The 21,930-nt window shown below is 63.5% G+C and carries 17 protein-coding genes; 2 read left to right on the top strand and 15 right to left on the bottom strand.

Annotation, left to right across the window (positions count from 1 at the left end; all coding sequences use genetic code 11):
• Positions 1-45 precede the first annotated feature (45 nt).
• The 4 genes from QRN70_RS19140 to QRN70_RS19125 are packed head-to-tail and all read right to left on the bottom strand — an operon-like array spanning position 46 to position 4,748.
• The gene (locus QRN70_RS19140; RefSeq protein WP_285419490.1) at positions 46-543 is read right to left on the bottom strand and encodes a GNAT family N-acetyltransferase; all 498 of its coding nucleotides are present in this window, start codon (positions 541-543) and stop codon (positions 46-48) included.
• Positions 544-555: 12 nt separating this feature from the next.
• On the bottom strand, positions 556-2,652 hold the full coding sequence (locus QRN70_RS19135) for a site-2 protease family protein (protein WP_285419489.1): 2,097 nt from the start codon (positions 2,650-2,652) through the stop codon (positions 556-558).
• Positions 2,653-3,972, bottom strand: a complete 1,320-nt coding sequence (locus tag QRN70_RS19130) for an efflux RND transporter periplasmic adaptor subunit (protein WP_285419488.1) — start codon at positions 3,970-3,972, stop codon at positions 2,653-2,655.
• Entirely contained in the window at positions 3,969-4,748 is a 780-nt protein-coding gene (locus tag QRN70_RS19125; RefSeq protein ID WP_285419487.1) for an efflux RND transporter periplasmic adaptor subunit, read from the bottom strand. The genes QRN70_RS19130 and QRN70_RS19125 overlap by 4 nt, the downstream gene beginning before the upstream one ends.
• 475 nt (positions 4,749-5,223) lie before the next feature.
• Here QRN70_RS19125 and QRN70_RS19120 point away from each other — a divergent pair, with 475 nt between their 5' ends.
• Positions 5,224-5,913: an NYN domain-containing protein gene (locus QRN70_RS19120; RefSeq protein WP_285419486.1), complete on the top strand. Its 690-nt coding sequence runs from the start codon at positions 5,224-5,226 to the stop codon at positions 5,911-5,913.
• On the opposite strand, the gene QRN70_RS19115 is transcribed toward QRN70_RS19120, so the two are convergent.
• From QRN70_RS19115 to QRN70_RS19065, 11 genes are all read right to left on the bottom strand, one after another.
• On the bottom strand, positions 5,894-7,477 hold the full coding sequence (locus QRN70_RS19115) for an efflux transporter outer membrane subunit (protein WP_285419485.1): 1,584 nt from the start codon (positions 7,475-7,477) through the stop codon (positions 5,894-5,896). The two genes, QRN70_RS19120 and QRN70_RS19115, sit on opposite strands and share 20 nt — an antisense overlap.
• Positions 7,474-8,544, bottom strand: a complete 1,071-nt coding sequence (locus tag QRN70_RS19110) for an HlyD family secretion protein (protein WP_285419484.1) — start codon at positions 8,542-8,544, stop codon at positions 7,474-7,476. Before QRN70_RS19110 ends, QRN70_RS19115 begins: the two co-directional genes overlap by 4 nt.
• Positions 8,545-8,570: 26 nt before the next feature.
• Positions 8,571-10,109 carry an MFS transporter gene (locus QRN70_RS19105; protein ID WP_285419483.1) on the bottom strand — a complete coding sequence of 513 codons (1,539 nt, stop codon included), beginning with the start codon at positions 10,107-10,109 and terminating at the stop codon, positions 8,571-8,573.
• A 148-nt stretch (positions 10,110-10,257) separates the two neighbouring features.
• Positions 10,258-11,175: a LysR family transcriptional regulator gene (locus QRN70_RS19100; RefSeq protein ID WP_285419482.1), complete on the bottom strand. Its 918-nt coding sequence runs from the start codon at positions 11,173-11,175 to the stop codon at positions 10,258-10,260.
• 196 nt (positions 11,176-11,371) lie between these two features.
• Entirely contained in the window at positions 11,372-12,238 is an 867-nt protein-coding gene (locus tag QRN70_RS19095; protein WP_285419481.1) for an ABC transporter permease, read from the bottom strand.
• Positions 12,239-12,259: 21 nt separating this feature from the next.
• Positions 12,260-13,120 (bottom strand): ABC transporter ATP-binding protein, encoded by an 861-nt coding sequence (locus tag QRN70_RS19090; protein ID WP_285419480.1) that lies wholly within the window; start codon positions 13,118-13,120, stop codon positions 12,260-12,262.
• A 5-nt stretch (positions 13,121-13,125) separates the two neighbouring features.
• Positions 13,126-14,151 (bottom strand): ABC transporter substrate-binding protein, encoded by a 1,026-nt coding sequence (locus QRN70_RS19085; protein ID WP_285419479.1) that lies wholly within the window; start codon positions 14,149-14,151, stop codon positions 13,126-13,128.
• A gap of 17 nt (positions 14,152-14,168) precedes the next feature.
• Positions 14,169-15,065 carry a TauD/TfdA dioxygenase family protein gene (locus QRN70_RS19080; protein WP_285419478.1) on the bottom strand — a complete coding sequence of 299 codons (897 nt, stop codon included), beginning with the start codon at positions 15,063-15,065 and terminating at the stop codon, positions 14,169-14,171.
• Between the two features lie 371 nt (positions 15,066-15,436).
• Positions 15,437-16,804 (bottom strand): HlyD family type I secretion periplasmic adaptor subunit, encoded by a 1,368-nt coding sequence (locus tag QRN70_RS19075; RefSeq protein WP_285419477.1) that lies wholly within the window; start codon positions 16,802-16,804, stop codon positions 15,437-15,439.
• Complete coding sequence (locus tag QRN70_RS19070; RefSeq protein WP_285419476.1) at positions 16,794-18,950, bottom strand: type I secretion system permease/ATPase; 2,157 nt, start codon at positions 18,948-18,950, stop codon at positions 16,794-16,796. Before QRN70_RS19070 ends, QRN70_RS19075 begins: the two co-directional genes overlap by 11 nt.
• Positions 18,951-18,985: 35 nt before the next feature.
• The gene (locus QRN70_RS19065; RefSeq protein ID WP_285419475.1) at positions 18,986-20,338 is read right to left on the bottom strand and encodes a TolC family outer membrane protein; all 1,353 of its coding nucleotides are present in this window, start codon (positions 20,336-20,338) and stop codon (positions 18,986-18,988) included.
• A 361-nt stretch (positions 20,339-20,699) separates the two neighbouring features.
• On the opposite strand from QRN70_RS19065, the gene QRN70_RS19060 reads away from it, so the two are divergent.
• The coding region (locus QRN70_RS19060; protein WP_285419474.1) for a retention module-containing protein at positions 20,700-21,930 on the top strand (1,231 nt) is incomplete at its 3' end.

Here is a 21,930-nt window from a genome sequence, read left to right as displayed (position 1 = left end):
CGTGTTGAAGCGGGCCCTGCTCGCTTCAACCCTGCTGCGCGGTTCTCAGCCGTGCGGATACCACACCAGCCGCTCCGCCGTCGGCGTGCGCTCCTCGATGGCAAACCCCAGCGCCAGATAATGCTGGCGGGCATGCGGGTTGTTGACCCAGACCACCGTGGCCACCGGGCAGCGCAACTGTTGCGCGGCTTTCTGCACGCCTTGCAACACGGTGCGGCCATAACCCTTGCCCCGCGCCTGGGGGATGAATGCCAGGTACAGCACGCGAATCTCGTTGGCGCCGAAATCGGTGCTCAGCGCGCCGATTGCCGTGCCGAGCTTCTCGACCACGTAATGCATGGCATTGGGGTAGTTGTCGCCCATGCCCTGCTCCTGCACGTGAAACTGCTGGGCGACCACCTGTTGCACCAGCTCCTGATCACCGTCGATCCATTGCAGATCCGGCCGCGCCGACTGATACAGGCTGTGCAGGAACGGCGCGTCCGTGGCCCGCGAAGGGCGCACCACCAGTCCGTCTGCTGCCACCGCTGCGTTGTCCGCCATCGTCACCCTCCCTCAGAAACCGCTTTCCCTGACCCCCAGCGCCGCCAATCGCCGCCAGGCCACGCCGAGCAGCGACTCGCCGCTGCCCTGCAACACCACCACGCCACGCAGAGGCTGCACCGGCGTCGGTGTCGGCTGCAGCGTGGTCAGCCGCGCGCCATATTGCGCCTGAACCGGTTCGGCGCGCTGTTGCTGATCGCGGCGCACGGCAATCGGCCCGTGGTGATCGGAAGTCAACGCTTCCTGATCGACGTAGGCGACGCCATTGGTGTCGATTTCGTCCAGTTGCACGGCCACGGCCGGGTGCATCGGATCGTCGGCGATGAAGCGTCCGGTGGCACCGGACTCGACCCGCCACAACTCGGCCTCGGCCAGATAACCGCGCAAGCGCGTACCGTCCTCGACTACCCGCGCCAGCGTCTCCTTGTTCGACAGCCAGCGGCCGACGCTCAGGTTCGGCAGCAGGTCGCGCACCGTCCCGGCGTGCGGGGCGCGCAGCAGCAGGCGTTCGCGCTGGGCGGCCAGACCACGGAATTCGGCCACGGCTTCGGCCAGCCGCTGCTCGACGATACCGGCATCGGCAGCCGTTTCACTGCGCCCGGCCTGGCGGCGCATCAGCAACTGCTGGATCTGGATCTCGCGGCGCACGATGGCTTGGCGCGAGTCGAGATCCGGCGACTCCAGCTCGACCAGCACGTCGCCCTGGGCCACCTTCTGCCCATCCGCGACCTTGACGGCCCTGACCCGCGCCGACGTCGGCGCGTGCAGGGCACTCGCCCGCCCGCCTTCGAGCATGGTCGGCAGCTCCACCGAGCTGCGCCAGGGCACGCTCAGCGCCAGCAACAGGCCCAGCAACGCCAGCGCACTGAGCAGCACACGCGGGCCGTGAGCCTGTTCACGGCGGCTCCACCACTGGCGCCACTCACGCATGATCGGCAGCACGATGAACCACACCAGCTCCACCAGCATCAGGAATATCCCCAAGACCTTGAAGAACAGGTGATAGACCGCCAGCGCGATCCCGAAAAACAACGCCGCACGCCATAACCACGAGCCATACCCCCAGATCAGCAGACGCCGTTGCATCTGCGGCGACCACGGCTCCGGCGCCGGTGCGCCGTAACCGAACAGAAATTCGCGCAGGCGCCAGCGGCACAGGGCAAACGCCCGCCCCTGCAAATTGTCGACTTGCCACAGATCGCTGAGCAGAAAGTAACCATCGAAACGCATGAACGGATTGAGATTGACCACCAGCGTGGTGATCCAGGTCGCGCTGGCGAGCATGAACGCCGCCGTACGTCCGGGGCCATCCGGCAGCAGCGACCAGGCCAGCAGCGCGATGCACGCCAGGAGCAATTCCGCCAGAACGCCACCGGCACCGATCAGCAAGCGTGCGCGGCGATCATTGACCCGCCAGGCATCGCTGACATCGGTGTAGAACATCGGCAGCAGCACCATGAACACCACGCCCATGCTCTGTACCCGACAGCCGGCGCGCTTGGCCATGAACGCATGGCCGAACTCGTGGCAGAGCTTGGCGAAAAACAACGCCACGGCAAACGCCAGCGCCCCGCCGAGGCTGAACAGGTGCGGGAAGGTGCCGACAAAGCGCTGCCAGTCACGCGACACCAGAAACACCCCCAGCCCCAGTGTCGCCGGCAAGCCGTAGCGCAGCAGCTTCGGACCGAAACGTTGCAGCCAGGGCCAGGCACGATTGAGAAACGCATCGGGACGCCACAGTGGAATGCGGAAAAACAGGTATTGATGCAGCAGGATCTGCCACAGGCTCTGGCGCTGTGCGAGCGCCTTGAGCCGATAACTGGCGCGCTGCTGCTCGTCGAGGGCGCTGATCAAATCGTGGCCGCGGAGAAATTCCAGCAACTGCTCCAGTTCGCTGCCATCCAGGGGCAGGCCCGGTTCGCGATTGGCCGCGCGCAGCACCTGTTCGGCATCGCCAAGCGCCCAATGGCGCAGCAGCCGCATCGCCGCGCTACCGAGTTTGAAATAACGCCCGCGCACCGGATCGGCCAGGGTCCAGCGCGGCGAACCGTCGAGGGCCGGCGCCGCGGGCGACAGTTGCAGGTCGGCACGCAGGCTCGGCAGGTGCATTTACAGGCCCACGCTCTGCCGCAGACCCGCCAGGGGCCGGCGCAGCAGGTACAACGCCAGCGGCGCGCGATCGCCGAAGATTTTCGCCGTGCCACGCAAGCCGATGCGCGGAGGGGTGGCGGCAAAATTGGCATCGAGCCGGTAGGCCAGTTGCCCGCCCGCCGTGGGCTGCGCCTCGTAGGCCGAACGCTCGAGGGTGGCGCGATGACGCTGCAACGGATCGCTGTCGAGAAACAGCGCGACTTCGGCACCGGGTTCCAGCGCGATCGCGTCGCCCACCGCCAGTTCGATGCGCAGTTCGGCCTGGTTCGGATCGGCGATCTCCATCAGTCGCTCGCCGGTCTGCAGCGGTTTGCCGGTCAAGCGCTCGGCGTCGGCGAACACCGCGATGCCGTCACGTTCGGCACGCACTTCACTGCGATTGAGCAATTCGCGGGCGTAATCGCGTTCGGCGCGCTTCTGCTCGACCCGCGCCGCCAGCAGGTCCAGCCGCGAGCTGGATTCGGCATCGGCGAACGAACGCTGGGAATTGGATTTCAGTTCGGCTTCGGCCACGCCCAGGGCGCGTTCAGCGACATCGGCCTGGGCCTTGAGCGTGGTGCTCTCGAAACGCAGCAGCAGGTCGCCGCGCTTCACCGGCTGGTTGGGCTTGACCAGAAATTCGGCAATCACCCCGTCCAGCGGTGCCGCCACCACGCGACCGCCCTGCGGCACCACTTCGGCCGGGGCCAGCACCGACTGGCGCACCGGAATCAACAAGCCGAGCAGCAACACCGCGACCAGGGCCACCTGACGCTTGCGTGTCCAGCGCAGTCGCCACGGCTTGCGCGGTTGCAGCGCCAGCCAGGCGTGGCTGCAAGTGTCGCCGAGTTGCGCCAGCAGCACCTGTTCAGAAGGGTTCCACGGCACATCGCGGGCCAGCCACAAGCCGCCGAACACCTCGCCCTGGCGATCGATCAGCGGCAGCCAGAACACCTGTGCCGCCGACAGACTGCGCCAGTCGGCCTGGATCGATTCGCCGAGCAGCTGCGGGGCAATCACCCGTGCCTGGTGCAACACACCCTGTTTGAACAGCTGCGCCACGGCCTGCTCGACGAACGCCACGAACGGTGCATTCGGCTCCACGGCGCTGACGCCGGTCACCGCCTGCACCTTGCCGGCGATCAGCAACGCGGCATGGCGGTAGCCGAACAATGACTGACCGTCGTTGACCAGGCTGTAGGCCAGTTGCGACGGATCGCGGGCGGCGCGGGTCTGGCGTTCGAGATCGAGAAACCGCGCGAAGACCTGCTCGGCACCGCCGTTCGCCGGGGCGTTCACTTGAGCTCCGGAAAACGCGCGGTGCCACTCATGCCGGCGAGCAGGCCCTTGGTCTCGGGCAGTGTGGCGACCAGCAACAGGGTCTGGCTGCCTTCGTCGATACGCGCGCCGAGGCGTTTGACCGTGGCGTCCAGCGGTTGCCCGGTTTCATCGGGAATGAAACTGAAGGTCTGCCCCGGCTTGAGGCGCGCCATCCAGCGCGACGGCACCAGCAGATGGATTTCCAGGGTGCGGTTGTCGACCACGTCCAGCAGCGGCGCACCGGCCGGCACGCTCTCGAAGCGCTGCACCTTGCGTTCGACCACTTGCCCGTCGAACGGCGCGATCACGCTGCAACGCTTGACCTGCACCTGATACACCTGGGATTGCGCCTGGGTTTCGCTGACCTTGGCCTCGGCCCTGGCCACTTCGAAACGTCCCACGGAATTGAGCGCGGCCAGCTGCCGGTTGTGCGCCAGCTCCTCACCGGCGCCACGGCTGGCGGCTTGCGCGGCATTGAGTTGGGCCTGATAGGCCGCACAATCGAAGCGCGCCAGGGTGTCACCCTTCTTGAACGATTCGCCCTCGCTGAACGGCAACTCGACAATCCGCCCGGACAACTCACTGGCCAGCACCGCTTGATCGCGAGCACGCAAGACACCCCGTGCCTCACTGCTCGCCGGCGCTGCGCCGGTTGCGCCGTTATCCAGCAGCGGATCGTCTGGCCCGGGCGTTTGCGCCTGAACGGCAGCCGTTACAAAGGTCAATCCGATAACCCAACCACGAAAACGCCGCATAACCGCTACTCCCTGACGGATGTGCGGAGTCTACGACAGCGGGGTTTAGCGTCAAGCGAAAGGCCATCATTGCCCTGAAATGCGATGTTGCAAAAACATCTGGATGTGCAGTTTTGCTGTCGAAACGTTGCAGCCATGTAGGACCACAGATTTTTCCGACAAGGGTCGGACAACAAACGCTCAATGAACCCTGATAGTGATTACAAGCTAGAAGTTTCCTGCCTTTGTGCCGCAACAACCGCTAATAAAGAAACCACCGAACGGCTTGACCAACGCCCTGTATGACCAACAAAACTGGATGGCCGGCGCTGGGAAGTTCCAGCGGAGGGAGGTAACGATCGGACGTCGGTTGACCTGCATGACGCGCTCAATCTAGGATGGCCTCACTCAACCCCGTACGCAGCGATTCAGTTCGCTGGCCGTTGGGGTGAAAAAACCGGCTCAGGCCGGTTTTTTCGTTTCTGAGGAATCATGTGTGCGCACCGCTTTCTTTGTTGATGGCTATAACCTGTTCTACGGACTGCTCGCTGGCACACCCTACAAATGGCTGAACCTTGAAAGTTTGCTGGCCCATGTAGCGCTTGTTGAAAACCCGCAGAACAGCGTCGTCTCGATTGATTACTTCACGTCTTCGATCAAGCCGGAACTCGCGACGCTCGGTCGCGTGTCCAAGGAAGCCCAAGACACCTACATCAGGGCTTTGCGCGCGACCAATGTCACCGTGCACTTTGGTCGCCATCAACTTCAGCCGGCCAAAGCCCCACGATTTGTCGACAGGAACACCAAAGCCTCACGCCAGGACAAAGTCGATATCTGGAAGCTTGAAGAAAAGGAAACCGACGTTCATATCGCAATCAGCATGTACCGCACGGCATGGCGCCAGGCAACGCTGGACCGGCAAACGCGTATCGAGCAGCTTGTCCTGGTATCGAGCGACACGGATATGACGCCGGCATTGAAAGCCATTCGGGCGGACTTCCCTCACATCATCGTCGGCGTCATCCTTCCGCATAGAGCGGGATTGAACCGCCCATCCCCTGGTTCTCTGAAAGACCATTCGCATTGGCTACGGCGCGTCATCACCCCTGAAGAGCTGTTCCTGCACCAGTTTCCCGAACGAGTGGCCACTGGCAAGAAACCCGCCTTCAAGCCGGATTACTGGTAGGCGAACCTTGCGCCGGATACACCGACTCCCATCCCCCACCCAACGCCCGATACAACCCGACCATCGCCAGCGACACGCCGGTGGAGCTTTCCACCCACTGCTCCTGGGTCGCCAGCAACGCGCCTTGCACGGTGAGAACATTGACGAAGTCGGCCACGCCTTCGACGTATTGCTGTTGCGCGGTGCGCAGGGCGATCTGGTTCTGGCGTACCGCTTCGGCGAGGCTGTCGCGGCGACGCTGGCTGGCGTTGTAGGCGGTCAACTGGTCGTCGATCTCGTGCCAGGCACGCAGCACGGTTTGCTGGTAGGCGATCGCCGCTTCCTGTTGCTGGGCTTCGCGCAACTGCAGGACGCCGCGCAAGCGTCCGCCGTCGAACAGCGGCAGGCTGAACTGCGGGCCGAGGCCGAAGGCGCGCGAACCCCACGAACCGAAATCGCTGAGCTGCATCGCTTGCGATCCCAGGTTTCCGGACAGCGTGATGCGCGGATAGAAATCGCCTTGGGCGACACCGATATTGGCGGTGGCGGCGTGCAACCGGGCTTCGGCCTGACGGATATCCGGGCGCCGTTCCGCCAATTGCGACGGCAGGCCGATGGCGACTTGCAGCGGCGACTGCGGCACGGTGGCATCTGTGGATAACTCCTTGGCCAGCGCTTGGGGCGCTTCGCCCATCAACAGGCTGATCGCGTTGATCAGTTGCGACTGGCGTTGTTCGAGCGCGGGCAGACGCGATTCGATGGCCGCGACTTGCGCTGCAGCCTCGGCGACGTCCAGATCGGTCGCCACACCATCGTTGAGCCGCAGTTGCGAGAGCTTGAGGCTGTGGCGCGCGACGTCAAGGTTCTGCTCGGTGACTGCACGAGTGTTCTGCACACCGCGAAGTTGAATGTAGTTCTGCGCGGTGTCGGCCAGAACCGCAAGCAGCACGCCGCGACGATCGTTTTCGGCGACTTCGAGGTTGGCGTCGGCGGCCTCGGTTTCCCGGCGCACGCGGCCCCAGAAATCCAGCTCCCACGACGCGGAGAAACCGGCATCCCACAAATTGAAGGCGGAATCGCCGTTATGCCCAGACGGATCGCTCAAGCCTTTGCCGCTGTTGCGTTGGCGGGCGTAGCTGCCGGTCGCCGCAGTGGTCGGATAACGATCCGCGGTGATCACTTGCCGCGCGGCGCGACTTTGTTGCAAGCGGCTGCTCGCCAGTTGCAGGTCGAGGTTGCTGTGCATCGCCCGCTGGGTCAGGGCCGACAGTTGCGCATCATGGAAGACCTCCCACCAGCGCTCGTTCAGCGGTTCGCTGACAGCCTGGCTGGGGGCTGATTTGGCGGGTTTGGCCCAGTCGGTGATTTGTGTGGCTTCGGGCTTGTGGAAGTCCGGGCCGACGGTGCAGGCGCTGAGGCCAAGGGCGAGCAAGGCTCCGAGGGTGAGTTGTTGCCACTGGCCTCTTCGCTGGCAAGCCAGCTCCCACAAAGAGCTCTGTTTGGAATGAGGATCCCGGCCAGTCTGCACACCCTCTGTGGGAGCTGGCTTGCCAGCGATGGCGCCAGCCGATTCAACAAAAATCATCGCTGCGTCACCTCGCGCTGCGCCGGCGCCGAACGACGGGTATCGATACTCGCCTCCACCGACATGCCCACGCGCAGCCGCTCGGCCAACGGCTGACCGGGCTCGAGGACGATCTTCACCGGAATCCGTTGCACGACCTTGGTGAAGTTGCCCGTGGCGTTGTCCGGTTTCACCGCCGCGAAGGTCACGCCAGTGGCCGGGGCAATACTTTCGACACGACCGTTCAAGGCCTCACCGCCGAGGCTGTCGACGCGCACCTGCACCGCCTGTCCCGGGTGGACATCGGTGAGCTGGGTTTCCTGGAAGTTGGCCACCACGTACGCCTGCTGCAGCGGCACCACGGCCAGCAGCTTGCTGCCCGGCGTCACGTAAGCGCCGACGCGCACCGCACGCTCGCCGACCATGCCATCCTGCGGCGCGGTGATGCGCGTGTAGGACAACTCGAAACTGGCGATCTCCAACGCCGCCTGCGCGTGCTTCAAGCCCCCTTCGGCGGCATCGCGTTGCGCGCTGAGAATGTCGATCTGCTTGCGCTCCGCCGCCAGTCTGGCCGTGGCCGTATCCAGTCGCGCAGTCGCCTGATCGATCCGCGTACGCGCCTGCTGCGCGTTCTGCACGGTGCCGGCGCCGACGCCTGCCAAATGGTTGTAGCGATTGAGTTCCTGCTGGGCGAAGGCCATTTGTGCCTTGGCCGAAACCACCGCTGCCTGCGCCTGAGCGATCACTGAAGCCTGACGCTCCAACGTCGCCCGGGCGTTCTGCAACTGCGCCCGTGCCACCAGGGTCTGCGCATCGGCCGCTTCAGCGGCGGCGCGCAGGTCGCGGTCATCGATCAGGGCCAGCAACTGCCCGGCCTTGACCTGCTGGTTGTCCTCCACCAGCACCTCCTTGATGAACCCGGCCACACGCGGCACCACCAGGGTGAAGTCGGCGGACACGAATGCATCATTGGTGTTTTGCTGTGTGCGCTGGCCAAACAGGCCGGGCACCGCCAGATACAGCAGCACGCCGACGGCCAGGGCAGCCGCCACGGCCACGGCGATTTTTTGCTTTGCTTGAGTCGTCATAAAAACCTTCTGTTCCCGTACAGCCATCAGGTCGGCGCGCGCGGCGGGAAAATCCGCGTCGGCAGCCAGAAAATCAGCAGGATCAGCGCCACCGCGACGCCGGCCATGCACACATAAAGATCGGAAGAAGTCAGCACCACGGCCTGTTCGTGCAAACGATGGGCAAGGCCCGGATCGCTGCGATCGGCCAAAGGTGAATTGCCGAGGTTGTCGATCAACATCGTCGAGTGGAAATGCAGGCGCGCCGTGGTCAGCGCTTCGATCACGCCCGTGGCGACCACCGCGGCCAGGCCTTTCACCGTGTTGAACCATGCGGAGGCGAACGGCCCGTCCTGCGGCTGGATGCTGCCGGTGGACAACATCAACAGCGGCAGCACCGACATCGGCTGACCGAAGATCTGCAACCATTGCAGCACGTAGAAGTTGTCGCGAATCCATTGCGACGTCAGCAGCGAGCCGCCCAGGCAAGACAGCACCAGCATGCTCAAACCGATGCCGAGCACCCAGCGGCAATCGACCCAGCGCAAGTTGCACAGCGCCGCCACCAGCGGCAGCGCGATCAGCTGTGGCAATGCCGCGATCAGCATGATCGGCGCGGTCTGCACCGGGCGATAACCCTGTATCTGCGCCAGGTAGCTCGACGGAAGCAACACCACCGCCTGCAACACCACCAACACCCCGGCGAGGGTCATCAGCGCAAAAGACAGGTTGCGAATGCCGAGCATCTGCAACTTGAAAAACGGGATCGGCTGCGACCACTCGTTGATCAAAAACGCCAGCAGCAACAATGCACCGGCGCCGAGCAACGCGCAGATCAGGTTCGATTCGAACCAGTCCAGCCGATTGCCCTGGAGCAGGCCGATCACCAGCATGCAGATCGCCGGGAAGCCCAGCAGCAGGCCCTGCCAGTTGAACGTCTTGAGACGTTCCAGGCGCAGCGGATCCTGCGGAAGGCCCCAGGCGACCATCGCCATGGCAATCAGGCACGGCACGATAATTTGCCAGAACGTCCACTGCCAGCCGACGTATTCGCTCCACAGGCCGGCCAGCGGCGTGCCGAGGCCGGGGCCGAACGTCGCCGTCAGCGCGTAACCGGCCAGGCCATAGAGCTTGAAATTGGCCGGCAGGAAACGCAGGGCAACGGTCATCAGCATCGGCGGCAACGCCCCGCCGGCAAGGCCTTGCAGGGTGCGCATCAGCAGCAGGCTTTCGTAGTTCGGGGCGAACGGGCACAACACGCCGAGCAGCGTGAACAGGCTGATCGCGCAGAGGGTGAAGCGACGCAGCGAAAAGGTCACCGAGCACCACGGCGCGAACGCCATCGCCGCCACCGAGGTCGCGGCATAACAGGCGACCAGCCAGGTGCCTTCGTCGTAGCCGATGTTCAGCGCGCCTCGGATGTCGGCGAGCGCGACTTTGGTCACCATCTCGTTGAGGCCCGAGACCAGCACCGCCAGCAGCACACCGACCAGGCCGGTGATGATTCGCACGCCGAACACCGGTGGCGTGGCCGCCGTCGCCGGACTGGCCGCGGCGACAGGTGCCGGGGCCGTCAGGGAAGTCATGAATACACACTCCGGAGGGAAAAATACCGGAGCATATTAGTCGGGCTTAGTGCTGACGAAAATTGACTTATCGGCAGGTTATAAGTGCATCAGACACAACTGTTTATCGCCAGATAGAAAGGTGCCAAGGCTGACTCGGCTTGCGTATTCAGGGTTGGGCGGCCAGCCACGTTTCGTCGCAACAGGTCTTGAGCGTTTCGCGCAGCCAGCGGTGCGCCGGGTCCTTGTCGAAGCGCGGATGCCAGGCCTGGGTCAGCATCAGGGTCGGCAACGGGATCGGCAGGTCGAACGAGCGCAGTTTCAGGCCCAGCCGCCGCACGCTCAGCAGCGCTTCCTTGGGCACCGGCAGGATCAGGTCGGAGTCCGGCAAGGCGAACATCGCCGCATGGAAGCTCGGCGCGATCACCGCCACCCGCCGCTCCAGGCCCAACGCATTCAGGGCGGTGTCGATCGGCCCGCGGGCGATGCCGCGGCGGGACATGCTGATGTGGGAAAAACCGGCATAACGCTCAGCGGTGATTTCGCCGTCGAGCAACGGATGATCGGCGCGCACCAGCCCGACGAAATGCGTGGAAAACAGGTTCTGCACCTTCACTTCCGGCGTCACCGGGCGGGTGTTGCTGACGCTCAGGTCGATCCGCCCTTCGCGCAGCGCTTCATCATCTCCGTCGCCTTCGGGGACGAAACGCAGCTCGCAATGCGGCGCCTGCTGGTCGAGGGTGTCGAACAGCTTGCCGCCGTACACCCCGACGAAAAAGTCGTTGGCGCGGATACTGAAGCGCCGACGCAGGGTGCCGAGTTCCACGGCGTCCGCCGAGCGAAACAGCAGCGCCGCCTGCTCGACCACGTCGCGCACCTGTTCACGCAGCGCGAGGGCTTTGGGCGTTGGCACCAGACCGCGACCGGCACGTACCAGTATCGGGTCGCCGATGGCCTCGCGGATTCGCGTCAGGGTGCGGCTCATGGCGGCGGGACTGAGGTTCATTCGCCGCGCCGCACCGACCACGCTGCCCTCGTCAAGCAAGGCGTCGAGGGCGACCAACAGGTTCATGTCCGGGAGTTGCATGCTGAGCACTCGTGGCTGATCTGAATTGATCTGGGTGCAATGCTAGCAAACATCCCTGGCGCCTGGCGGTGGTTGCAAGGGCGCCATCGCCGGCAAGCCAGCCCCCACAGGATTTTCGCCGGTCACAGAATGAGTGAACACACAATCCCTGTGGGAGCTGGCTTGCCAGCGATGGGGCCAGGTCAGTCAATACACATCAGCGCTGCATACCCCAGCGCTTCACGGTGATCCTCTCCAGCGTATCGAACACCAGGTTCTCCACCAGCAACCCGATCAGGATCACCACCGCCAGGCCGGCAAACACCTTGTCGGTGTACAGTTCGTTGCGGTTCTGGAAGATGTACCAGCCCAGCCCGCCCTTGCCGCTGGTGGCGCCGAACACCAGTTCGGCAGCGATCAGCGTGCGCCAGGCGAAGGCCCAGCCGATTTTCAACCCGGCGAGGATCGACGGCAGCGCCGCCGGAATCAGAATGAACAGCACAAAGCGCATGCCCTTCAGACCGTAGTTGCGCCCGGCCATGCGCAGGGTTTCCGAGACACCGAGAAACCCCGCGTAGGTGTTCAACGCCAGCGCCCACAGCACCGAATGCACCAGCACAAAGATCAGGCTGTTCTGCCCCAGGCCGAACCAGAGCAAGGCCAGCGGCAACAGGGCAATCGCCGGCAGCGGGTTGAACATCGAGGTCAGGGTGCTGAGCAAATCCCGACCGAGCTGGGTCGACACCGCCAGCGTGGTCAGGGCAAACGCCAGCACGATGCCGATCAGGTAACCCTTGACCAGCACCACCAGGGAAATCCACACCTTGCCCAGCAACTCGCCGCTGAGCAGGCCGTCGTACAAGGCGTGACTGGTCTGGAGGAAACTCGGCAGCAGCAGATCGTTGTTCTGCACCCGGGCGATCACCTCCCAGAGCACCGCGAGCAGGATCAGGATCAGGCTTTTACGCAGCCAGCCCTGCTGCCACAAACGCTGGCCCAGCGGCAATTCGCGCTCCAGCGGCACGCTGGTCAGTGGCTGCAGAACGGTTTCGAATTCTTCACGTAAAGGGGATGAATGGCTCATCGGGCAAATCCTCCAGGCCGCTCAATAAGCGATGCGAATGTCGTTGAAGTCGTGGTCGCGCTCGGTTTCCGCCGGCTGGCCTTCGTCGAACAGCAGGCGATGAATGCGCCGCGCCGATTGCTGAAACGCTACCCCGCCGAGGCTGTGCAGGTCGTATTGATGACTGTGCACTTCGGCCCTGACCCGTCCCGGATGCGGCGACAACAGCAGGATGCGGTTGCCGACCACCAACGCCTCTTCGATCGAGTGGGTCACGAACAGCAAGGTGAACCGCACCTCCTCCCACAGCAGCAACAATTCTTCCTGCATCTTGCGCCGGGTCAGCGCGTCCAGCGCGGCGAACGGCTCGTCCATCAGGAGGATTTTCGGCTGCATCGCCAGCGCCCGGGCAATCGCCACCCGTGCTTTCATGCCGCCGGACAACGTGTGCGGATAGGCATCGGCGAAGGCTGCCAGGCCAACCTTGTCCAGATAGTGCAGCGCCCGCTCTTCGGCCTCTCTCTTTTTCAACGTGCGCGAGGCCAGCAACGGAAACATCACGTTCTGCTTCACGGTTTTCCATGGCGGCAGTTGATCGAATTCCTGGAACACTACAATCCGGTCCGGCCCCGGTGCGTCGACGCGCTGGCCTTGCAGACGAATTTCGCCCTCGGACGGGGCAATGAACCCGGCGACGGCTTTGAGCAACGTCGACTTGCCGCACCCGGACGGGCCCAGCAGGACGAAGCGGTCCTCCTGATCGACCTCGAAGCTGACCTGGTGGGTGGCTCGCACGACGCGCTGCGGCGTACGGTATTCGAGGCTGACCTGGTCGACCGCCAGCAGCGCCTGCGCCGTGGCGATCGGGTTGCTGGCCGCGTGGCCTTGCAAGGGGGCGTTCATCTCGATCAGCTCCCCTGCAGCGGTTTGGCATCCTGGAAGAAGTAGTCCTTCCACGATTGCGGTTTGTTCTTGATCGCGCCGACGCGGTAGAGGAATTCCGCCAGCGGGTAGGTGTTTTTCGGCGTGACGCTGAATTCGAACTGCGGGTTGTCGATGATTTTCAGCAGCTCGGCACGGTCGATCTTGGCCTTGGTCACGCGGATGTAGGTGTCCGCCGCCGCGCCTTTATCGTTCTGCGCAAATTGCGCGGCTTCGGTCAGCGCCTCGACGAAGGCTTTGTAGGTTTTCGGATTGTCGTTGCGGAATTTCTCGGTGGCGAACAGCACCGTCGGCGAGTTCGGGCCGAGCACGTCATAGGAATTGAGCACCACGTGCACGTTGGGGTTCTGCAGCGCCTGGTCCTGGAACGGCGGGTTGGAGAAATGCCCGGTCAGCTCGGTGCCGCCGGCGATCAGCGCGGCGGTGGCATCCGGGTGCGGCACGGCGATGGTGTACTTGTCGAGACGATTGAATTCTTGGTCACCCCACTGCTTGGCCGCCGCGTATTGCAGGAAGCGCGACTGCACGGACACGCCCACCGCCGGCACCGCGATGCGATCCTTCTCGGTGAAGTCGGCAATGGTCTTGACCTTGGGATTGTTGCTGACCAGGTAGTACGGGAAGTTACCGAGCGAGGCGACTGCCTTGACGTTCTGCTTGCCGCGGGTGCGATCCCAGATCGTCAGCAGCGGGCCGACGCCGGCGCCGGCAATGTCGATGGAACCGGAGAGCAACGCATCGTTGACCGCCGCGCCGCCCGAGAGCTGCGTCCAGTCGACCTTGATATCGAGGCCTTCCTGCTTGCCGTACTTCTCGATCAGGCCCTGATCGCGCACCACATTGAGCAACAGATAGACAATGCCGAACTGTTCGGCGATGCGGATTTCACCTTCGGCGTGGGCCGCGGTCGGCGCCACCAGGCTGCCGGCAACCAGGCTCAGGCCCAGGCCGATGGCGGCGGCCAGCGGCGCCAATGGAAGACGTTTGGACATGATCGGATCTCCGGCAATCAGAAAGGCGCGTCGCCCTGGATGGTGGTGCGATACAGCTTGCGGCGCAGGTGTGCGGGGCAGCCGGCAGCCAGGTGAATCAGCGAGCGGTTGTCCCAGAACACCAGGTCATGGGGCCGCCACTGATGGCGGTAGATGTTCTCTGGCAGCACGCTATGGGCGTAGAGCTCGGCGAGCAGCTGTTGGCTCTCGTCTTCGGGCAGGCCGACGATGCGGGTGGTGAAGCCTTCGCTGACGAACAGTGCCTTGCGGCCGTTTTCCGGATGGGTGCGAACCACTGGGTGTATCACTTCGGCGACCTGGGCCAGCTGCTCTGCCGTCAGGGTCGGGCGCCAGTTGCCTTCGAATTTGCTTTCGCTGTAACGCGCGGTGTAGGAATGCGCCGCCGAGCGCCCCTCGACCGCTTTGCGCAGTGCCTCGGGCAGGCTGTCCCAGGCCTTGTGCATGTCGGCGAACAGGGTGTCGCCGCCCTCGGACGGCAGCTCCTGGGCATGCAGCATCGAACCGAGGCTCGGCAGCTCTTTATAGGAGAGATCGGAGTGCCAGAACTTGCCGGCGTCGCCCAGGCCGATGTTCTGGCCGTTCTCGACGATGTTGGAAACGATGAGGATTTCCGGGTGATTTTCCAGCAGGAACTGCTTGAGCACGTGTATCTGCAACACGCCGAAGCGGCGGCTGAAGTCGATCTGCTGTTGAGGGGTGATGCGCTGGTCGCGGAACACCACGACATGGTGATCGAGGTGCGCGCGGTGGATGCGCGCGAAGTCGTGTGCGTTGACCGGCAGGGCCAGGTCCAGGCCGATGATTTCGGCGCCGACGGCACCGCTGAACGGGCGAATCTCGAAGGTTTGCGGCGCGGCAGTCGCGGCGCTCGGGGTAGCAGTAGCTGCGGACATCAGAAAATCTCCCACGCACGGCGCGCTCACGGGCGCGCACGTCGATCAGAAACTCACGCTGGATTGCGTGTTCGTTCAGGTCGTGCGGCGCGCCGATTGGTCGGCAGGTACGCAGGAGATTGACTTTATAGATATAAGAAGTGGAATTTAAATACTGTTAATGAATAACGATATGGCGATTGGTGAGGAATGAACCGATTGGTGAGTGACGATTCGTGTCACTTACTGACAGAGATGTGGTGTTCAAACTGACGCCATCGCTGGCAAACCAGCTCCCACAGGGATCTCGGTGAGAACACAATTGTGTGCTCATTAAAGAACTCTGTGGGAGCTGGCTTGCCAGTGATGAGGCCGGCAAGGCCAGTGAAGCTCTAGCGCTCGTGCAACGCCTCGGCCCGGGCGCGGATGATCGGCTTGAGCAGGTAGCTCAGCACGGTTTTCTTGCCGGTGATGATATCCACCGACGCCACCATCCCCGGGATGATCAGCAACGGCTTCTCGTCGGTGCCGAGGTGGCTGCGCTCGGTGCGCAGCTTGATGATGTAGTAGGTGGTTTTCTTGTCTTCGTCGGTGATGGTGTCGGCGCCGATCTGTTCCAGCTTGGCCTTCAGCCCGCCATAGATGGTGTAGTCATACGCGGTGAATTTCACCGTGGCTTCCTGGCCCGGGTGCAGGAAGGCGATGTCCTGCGGGCGGATCTTGGCTTCGACCAGCAGGGTGTCGTCCAGCGGCACGATTTCCACCAGGTCGCTGCCCGGCTGGATCACGCCGCCGATGGTGTTGACCAGCATCTTGTTGACAATGCCGCGCACCGGCGAGGTCACCAGCGTACGGCTGACCCGATCCTCCAGGGCCTTGCCGGTGGCCTGGGCCTTGTTCAGGTCAGTGCGCGCCTCATTGAGCTGGGTCAGCGCCTCGCTGCGGAATTTGCCGCGCGTCTCGTCGATCTTGCGCTGGACTTCCTTAATGGCCGACTCGGCACGCGGGATTGCCAGCGTGGTCGCGTCGAGCTGACCGCGGGTTTCGACTTCGGCACGCTTGAGCCGCAGCACCTCCACCGGCGATACCGCGCCCTGGGCCACCAGCGGCTCGGACATGTTGATTTCCTGGCGCTGCAAACCGAGTTGCTGGCGATATTGCGCCTGCTTGGAGGTGAATTCGCGCAGCTCCTGCTGACGCTGGATCAACTGTTCCTGCAGGCCGCCGACTTCATCGTGCAGTTGCTGGCGGCGGCTGATGTACAGCGATTCCTCGCTTTTCGCCTGGCCCGGCACAGCCTTGAGCACGTCTTCGGGGAAATTCAACGGACGGTCATCGACCTCGGCGCTCAGGCGTTCGACGCGCAGCAGCATCGACAGCCGATCGGCCTCGGTTTCGCCGACGTTGGAGGCGAACCGCGTGTCGTCCAGGCGAATCAGCGGCGCACCGGCCTCGACGATCTGGCCTTCCTTGACGAACAGTTCGGAGACGATCCCGCCCTCGAGGTTCTGGATCTTCTGGATCTTCGACGAGGGAATCGCCTTGCCGTCGCCCTTGGTCACTTCGTCGATCACGGCGAAGTGCGCCCACAGCATCAGGAACACGAAGAAGCCGATGATGGCCCAGATCGTCAGGCGCACCACGCGCGGCGCATCCTCGATCAGCGCCTTGTTGACCTCCGGCAGCGGCTGGCCCTGCAACGAGGCAGAGCCCTTGAAGTAGCGACGGATCGAATCCTTGACACCCGACTTAAGCAACACTGATCTGCCCCTTCTTCAACGCTTCCATCACGGCGGCTTTCGGCCCGTCGGCGAGAATCTGCCCGCGGTCGACGACCAGCAGGCGATCGACCAGCGACAACAGCGACGCCCGGTGCGTCACCAGCACCACGGTCTTGTTTTCAACCACCGCCGCGAGGCGTTGCTTGAGGCGTTCCTCGCCGGTGTTGTCCATGGCACTGGTCGGCTCATCGAGCAGCAGGATCGGCGGATTGAGCAGCAGCGCCCGGGCCAGGGCGACGTTCTGCCGCTGGCCGCCGGACAGGTTCTGGCCGCGCTCGCCGACTTGCAGTTCATAGCCTTGTGGGTGCAGGCGGGCGAATTCGTGGACGCCGGCCAGTTCGGCCGCTTGCAGCACCAGTTCGTCCTCGACATAACGTGCGCCGGAGACCAGGTTGTCTCGCAGGGTGCCGGCCAGCAGCTGGATGTCCTGCGGCACGTAGCCGATGTTGTAGCGCAACTCGCTGACGTCGATCTGGCGGATATCCACACCGTCCACCAGCAGCGCGCCGTCGTCCGGCTGATACAGGCCCACCAGCAGTTTGGCCAGCGAACTCTTGCCCGAACCGCTGCGGCCGATGATGCCGATTTTCTCGCCGGGGCGGATCACCAGGTTGATGTTCTTCAACGCCGGGTTCTGCTGCTGCGGATAAGTGAAGCTGAGCTGACGGCACTCGATCGCGCCTTGCAGCACCTTGCGGCTCAGCGGACGCTCTTCGAAATTGCGTTCCTGCGGCAGCTCCATCATCTGGTCGACCGAGGTCATGGTGACTCGCGCCTGCTGGTAGCGGGTCAGCAGCCCGGACAGCGACGCCAGCGGACTCAACGCACGACCACTGAGCATGTAGCAGGCAATCAGGCCGCCCATGCTCAGGTTGCCGGCGATGATCTGGTAAACGCCGAAGACAATCATGATCACCCCGGCCAGTTGCTGGATCAGCAGGGTGATATTCATCGCCAGGCCAGAGAGCATTTTCACCCGCAACTCGAGGCGGCTGAGGGTGCCGATGGTCTGTTCCCACTGGTACTGGCGTTCGCTTTCGGCGTTGTTGACCTTGACCGCGTCGAGGCCGGCGAGGGTTTCGATCAGGCTCGACTGGCGCTCGGCGCCCAGCGCCATGGTTCGTTCCATGGTCGCCACCAGCGGCTTCTGCAAGGCGTAGCCGATGGCCAGGGCAATCGGGAATGCCAGCACCGGAATCCACACCAGATGCCCGCCGAGAATGGCGATGACGATGAAGATCAGGATAGTGAACGGCAGGTCGATCAGGCTGGTCAGGGTCAGCGAGGCGAGGAAGTCGCGCAGGCTCTGGAATTCATGGATGTTCTGCGCAAAGCTGCCGACCCGCGCCGGGCGGTACTTCATGGCCATGCCGACGATGCGTTCGAACAGCGTGGCGGAGATGATCAGGTCGGTTTTCTTGCCGGCCAGATCCAGGCACAGGCTGCGCAGGCTCTTGAGGATCAGGTCGAAAACATAGGCGCCGGTGATACCCAGTGCGAGCACCCACAGGGTGGCTTCCGCCTGGTTCGGCACCACGCGGTCATACACGTTCATGACGAACAGCGGCGCCGCCATGGCGATGATGTTGATCAGCAGGCTGGCGGCGATGGCGTCGGCGTACAGCCAGCGCGAACGCTTGAGGGTGTCGCGGAACCACGAGCGCGCGCGCGGAATCAGCGTGCCGTGGTTGACGTCGAATTTGTGCTGCGGCTGGGCGAAGAACACTTTGCCGGTGTAGTCATCGGCCAGCAGTTCGCGACTGACCAGGGATTCGCCGCCATCGCTTTCGCTGAGCAGCACCCGCGCCTCTTGCTCGCCCTGCCAGCCGAGCAGGACAGCGCTGCGGCCATCCTTGAGCAGCAGCAGCGCCGGCATGGCGATGGCCGGAATTTCTTCGAGCTTGCGCTGCAGCACCCGCCCTTGCAGGCCGGCGCGCGCCGCCGCACGGGACAGCAGTTCGACGCTCAGGCGTTGCTTGGGCAATGGCAGGCCGGTAGTCAGCATGGCCGCGCTGGCGGGTTTCTGGTGCAGCATGCACAGGGCAAGCAGACCATCCAGCAACGGATCGTCGTGCAACGCGCGTGGATCATGACTGAGTTGAACTCGACTGACTTCTGATTCCACGCTCGGCACTCTTTAACGGTTGAAAAGGGACAAACTCAATTCATCCCAGGCAGCTGCACCTTGGGCTTCACGTCGTTCTGCACAACGGATGCCAACGGCGCGACCACGCCCTGGCTCTTGAGCAATTCGCCCATGGTCGCCTTGATTCGGTATTGAGTAAATAACTGAATGTTCTTGATTTCGGCCAGACGCCGCGAAGCGGTGAACAGTTCGTTTTCACTGTCGAGCAAATCCAGCAGGGTGCGCTCGCCGAGGCTGAACTGACGCTGGTAGGCGGTGCGCACCGCCGTGCTGTGATCGACATACTGCTGGGCGATCGGCACCTGGGCGTTGGCGTTGTTCAGGGCGTTCCAGGCCAGGCCCAGCTCTTCGTTCAGCTGGCGCAGGGCGTTGTTGCGGATGTCCAGGGCCTGGTTGGACAGGTACGACTTGGATTCCAGGTCAGCCTTGTTGCTGCCGCCGGAATACAGGTTGAAGCGCATGCGCAGCATGGCTTGCCACTCATTGTTGTGACCGTTCTGGCCATCGAGGTCGTTGTCGGCGGTGCGGCCCAGTTCGGCGTCGAAACGCGGGTAGAACGTCGACTTGGCGGTTTCGTACTGTTTCTCGGCAGCCGCGATGTCGGACTCGGCCGAGCGCAGGATCGGGCTGTTTTCCAGCATCTGCGTGCGGGCTTCGTTGAGGTTGGCCGGCATCATCGCCATGAACGGCGCCGGGCGCTCGAGCTGATCGGGCATCTGGCCGACCGCGCTGAGGAAGTTGGTTTCCGAGTCGGCGAGGTTGGTCTGCTCGGTGATCAGGTTGTTGCGCGCCTGCGCCATCCGCGCTTCGGCCTGGTCGAGGTCGGCGCCACTGCCGACGCCACGCTGGGTGCGCAACTGGATCTGGTCGTAGATGCGCTGGTGGCTCTTGAGGTTTTCCTCGGCCAGGCGCACGAACTCGCGGCGGGTCAGCACGTCCAGGTAGACCTGGGCCACGGTCAACGCGGTGCGCTCGGAAGTGCCGAGCAACGAATAGGCGCGCGAGTTGACGGTGGCTTGTTGACGCCCGACTTCGCTGGACGTCGCAAAACCGTCGAAGACCATTTGCGAGAGACGCAAACTTGACTCGCTGCGGTTCAGTGTTTCCCAGTGATTGCCGCCGCCATTGGCGCGGGTGGTCACGCTGTCGGTGCCTTCACGACCATAACCGCCCAGCAGATCGACCTTCGGCAGGTATCCACCTTTGGCGGCCTTTAATTGATAATCCGCGGCCAATCGGCTGTTGACCCCTGCCTGGATTTCCGGATGGACATCCAATGCCTGTTGCATGGCTTCTGGTAAGGATTGTGCTTGTACGAAAGAGGCGGCGAGAGCGAAAGGTAGAGCCTTGAACAGGTGCACACGCATGGTAAAGATTTCCCAGAACTTCTTGTCTTGAATCACAGCGAAATGTGCTGCTGCGTCGGATGATGGCAACCGGAATGACCGTATGTCGGAAAGTTCAAATAAGGAACTGGATCACACGCTGAAGGACAGGTCGCCGCGGAAATATCAATGTGACATTAGTGGGGCGATTGTTTAGGATGGCACCCATAAGGTCAATAGTTTGGCATAAAGTTAATAGCGAAAGAATCTAGCCAAATTATTGACGAACCGCCGCGTCAAACTTGTTTCATCTTTTTTTAAAAGTACGTCCAGACTGAATCGGCCAGACGCCCCTTTCAGGTCTATGGAAGTCAACTGAACGTGACACCCCGGAGAGTCTTCAATGAGCAGTGTTGTTGCCATCGTCAAAAGCATTGTTGGTCAGGTTTTCGTGGTGTCCCCGGAGGGCATCCGCCGCGTACTCGTTGAAGGCGACCGATTGTTCGCTGGCGATCAGGTCGACACTGGCGTCGCCGGCGCCGTATCGCTGGAACTGGCCGATGGCCGCACTATCGATCTGGGTCGAGACACCCAGTGGAGCGCCGACGCGCCGGACTCCAGCACCGACCTGGCCGAAGCCACGGCGCAAGCCGCGCCGTCCGTGGAAGAACTGCAACAGGCGATCGCGGCCGGCGTCGACCCGACCACCGCTCTTGACGCAACCGCTGCCGGCCCGAGCGCCGCGGGCACTGGCGGCGCCGCCGGTGGCGGTCACAGCTTCGTCATGCTCGATGCCACCGCCGGCCGTGTCGATCCAACCATTGGCTTCCCGACCGCGGGTATCGACGCCGGCGCCCAGGCCGCGCAGAACATCACCGCTGGCCAGACCACCGACAGCACCGCCAACGCCCTGCGCGATTCGACCCTGAGCCTCAGCGCCACGCCGACCATCACCGAGGCCGGTGGCGTGCTGGTGTACACCGCGACCCTGACCCAGGCGCCGCTGACCGACCTGACCGTCACCCTGTCCAACGGCTCGGTGATCGTGATTCCGGCAGGCTCCACCACGGGCAGCGTCAACGTGCCACTGGCGCCCAACGACACCGTTTATAACGACGCGACCCAGATCGACGTGACCGTCACCGGCACCACCGGCGGCAACGGCATTACCGTGACGGCGCCGACCGTCCCGGCCACCACCCAGGTCACCGACACCATCGACACCACGACGGTCACCCTGGCCGCCGGCAACAGCGTCACCGAAGGTGGCCAGATCACCTACACCGCGACCCTGACCAACCCGGCGCAGACGCCGGTGACCGTCACCCTGTCCAACGGTTCGACCATCACCATCGGCGCTGGCCAGACCACGGGCACCGTCAACGTGCCGACTCCGGCCAATGACGTCTACAACAATGGCAGCACGGTCACCACCACGATCACTGGGGCCACGGGCGGCAACTTCGAAAACCTGGTGCCGAACCCGACGCCGGCGACCACTACTGTCACCGATTCGATCGACACCACCAGCGTGAGCCTGAGCGCCACCGGCACGGTCGTCGAAGGCGGGCAGATTACCTACACCGCGACATTGACCAACCCGGCGCAGACGCCGGTCACCGTCACTCTGTCCA

This window comes from Pseudomonas sp. efr-133-TYG-5 (assembly GCF_030209175.1).
Classification (GTDB): Bacteria; Pseudomonadota; Gammaproteobacteria; order Pseudomonadales; family Pseudomonadaceae; genus Aquipseudomonas.
The sequence above is the reverse complement of the archived record's forward strand: the minus strand, read 5'-3'. Positions and strand labels throughout refer to the sequence as shown.

Bases quoted from the DNA above. Each gene is read 5' to 3' on its own strand.
- QRN70_RS19090 (WP_285419480.1), bottom strand. From the start codon at position 13,120: ATGAACGCCCCCTTGCAAGGCCACGCGGCCAGCAACCCGATCGCCACG.
- QRN70_RS19140 (WP_285419490.1), bottom strand. From the start codon at position 543: ATGGCGGACAACGCAGCGGTGGCAGCAGACGGACTGGTGGTGCGCCCT.
- QRN70_RS19100 (WP_285419482.1), bottom strand. From the start codon at position 11,175: ATGCAACTCCCGGACATGAACCTGTTGGTCGCCCTCGACGCCTTGCTT.
- QRN70_RS19080 (WP_285419478.1), bottom strand. From the start codon at position 15,065: ATGTCCGCAGCTACTGCTACCCCGAGCGCCGCGACTGCCGCGCCGCAA.
- QRN70_RS19115 (WP_285419485.1), bottom strand. From the start codon at position 7,477: ATGATTTTTGTTGAATCGGCTGGCGCCATCGCTGGCAAGCCAGCTCCC.
- QRN70_RS19110 (WP_285419484.1), bottom strand. From the start codon at position 8,544: ATGACGACTCAAGCAAAGCAAAAAATCGCCGTGGCCGTGGCGGCTGCC.
- QRN70_RS19125 (WP_285419487.1), bottom strand. From the start codon at position 4,748: ATGCGGCGTTTTCGTGGTTGGGTTATCGGATTGACCTTTGTAACGGCT.
- QRN70_RS19065 (WP_285419475.1), bottom strand. From the start codon at position 20,338: ATGCGTGTGCACCTGTTCAAGGCTCTACCTTTCGCTCTCGCCGCCTCT.
- QRN70_RS19105 (WP_285419483.1), bottom strand. From the start codon at position 10,109: ATGACTTCCCTGACGGCCCCGGCACCTGTCGCCGCGGCCAGTCCGGCG.
- QRN70_RS19135 (WP_285419489.1), bottom strand. From the start codon at position 2,652: ATGCACCTGCCGAGCCTGCGTGCCGACCTGCAACTGTCGCCCGCGGCG.
- QRN70_RS19085 (WP_285419479.1), bottom strand. From the start codon at position 14,151: ATGTCCAAACGTCTTCCATTGGCGCCGCTGGCCGCCGCCATCGGCCTG.
- QRN70_RS19095 (WP_285419481.1), bottom strand. From the start codon at position 12,238: ATGAGCCATTCATCCCCTTTACGTGAAGAATTCGAAACCGTTCTGCAG.